The 1906-nt window shown below is 32.6% G+C and carries 1 protein-coding gene and 1 rRNA gene; both read right to left on the bottom strand.

Annotated features, from left to right (window positions below; translation table 11 throughout):
• Positions 1-275: 275 nt before the first annotated feature.
• Positions 276-1004, bottom strand: coding sequence for a DsbA family oxidoreductase (locus CQZ94_RS30585; RefSeq protein WP_105588416.1), 729 nt, complete (start codon positions 1002-1004; stop codon positions 276-278).
• A 793-nt stretch (positions 1005-1797) separates the two neighbouring features.
• Positions 1798-1906 (bottom strand): 5S ribosomal RNA (rrf, locus tag CQZ94_RS30590); the annotation flags it as partial.

Genomic DNA, 1906 nt, shown 5'->3' on the forward strand with positions numbered 1-1906 from the left:
CCAAGTTTTTTTATTTCTTTTGTCGCTTTCTGCGTTGTTGCTATCGGCGACTTGTTCTATATTACACCTATGTATGTTAATCGTCAATAGTTTTAAATAAGTTTTTTATAAAAATATGAATTAACTATACCAACAAGCCGTTAGCACAATAATAATACACTTGAATGTAACTCCCAAAAAATAAACTAAATACGAATAACCTATAAAAGTCACTGTAGGTTATTCGTATTTAGTTGTCATTACATTATGTATACCATAATAGAAAGAATTAAATATTATTCCTTTGAAGGTATCGAGCAGCTACCATCTGCACAATAATCATCTGTTGTACTATTTATTGAAAGATCTTGAAGTTCAGACTTAGGATTCTCTTCTTCCCACACCTGCTGAAGTGCACCAACAAAGGTTTCAAGTGGTTGTGCACCTGAAATAGCATACTTTTGATTAACAATAAAATAAGGTACCCCTGTAATTTTATATTGTTGGGCAATTGATTCATCAATCCTAACCTCATTGGCATAAGCATTTTTATTATGAATAACATTTAAAGCCTCTTCCCTATCTAGACCGGAAGCTTCAGCAATATTAGCCAGTGTTTCCACATCACTTAAGTTTCTCGATTCAGTGAAATATGCAAAAAGTAGATTTTCTGTAATCTCCTTTTCCTTCCCCTGATCCTTTGCGAATTTCGCCAAACGATGTGCATCAAAAGTATTTGTTGGCTTCATCTCTTCAAAATTGAAACTTAAACCCATACTAGCTGCATGATTGCCTAGTTGTATATTATTACGATCAGCTTCTTCAACACTAATCCCATACTTCGATGCAAGTACTTCATTAATACTCATTCCAGAGTAGATCGGGGCATTTTGATCTAATTCAAAACTTTTAAACTCAACTTCAACATCTTTCTTATGTGGAAATTGCTCTAAAGCCATTTCTAATCTACGCTTCCCAATATAGCAAAACGGGCATACAAAATCAGACCAAACTTCAATTTTCATATGAACACCTCATTAACATTTATTTTTCAATCATTGTAGCACTGACGTTACGGAATTCAAAAATTTATGCCTCAAGAAGTTACGACTACTAATCAAAGAAGATTTCATACCCATATATACACTTCAATTGTAAATGAGCTCCTTGTTCAACATTCCTATATCTCACTACATATTTAGCCATAATATAGCTGTTCTCATAATAATTGAAAAGCACCTGTATCATTTCCATAGATTATGTACTACTTCCTTATACTTAATAACAAAAAAGCATCCCTCAAAACGCTACTATTATAAGAATAAAAAATTAAAGGAAGCAATTATACAAATCTATATTATTGAAATTATGAACGGAGTTATTTTCAAAAGTATATTAGTGAAGAGAATTTAGATGTCCAATCATGAAGAAGAAGTATTTACCGGCAGAAATACCTCTAATGTTTATTAGTTAAGGGATACTATATACAGGATTTTAAGGGAAAATAGCTATATAATTCATAAACCATTAAATCATTTAGAGTATAGAAGCTTCAATTATGCGCCAAGTTTTTTAGAAATTAATTATAAAAGAAGAGAGATTTCCTCCTATATTGAAGATATGACCAATAATGGTCCTATGACGAAATACATATAGTTTAATAAATGCTTAATAAAAATAGCGAAAACACTTCGCCTTTATCATGATTCTGTAAATGATTTTCCATCTGGTATGATTTAGCAATCAATATTTCCACTCTTGTTTCTAACGAAACAAATATACAAAAAAACACAAGTCAAAAGACTTGTGTTTTAGCTTGCTTGGCGACGTCCTACTCTCACAGGGACAAGGTCCCAACTACCATCGGCGCTAGAGAGCTTAACTTCCGTGTTCGGTATGGGAACGGGTGTGACCTCTCTGCCATCAT

Source organism: Bacillus sp. MYb209 (assembly GCF_002975175.1).
Lineage (GTDB): Bacteria > Bacillota > Bacilli > Bacillales > Bacillaceae_G > Bacillus_A.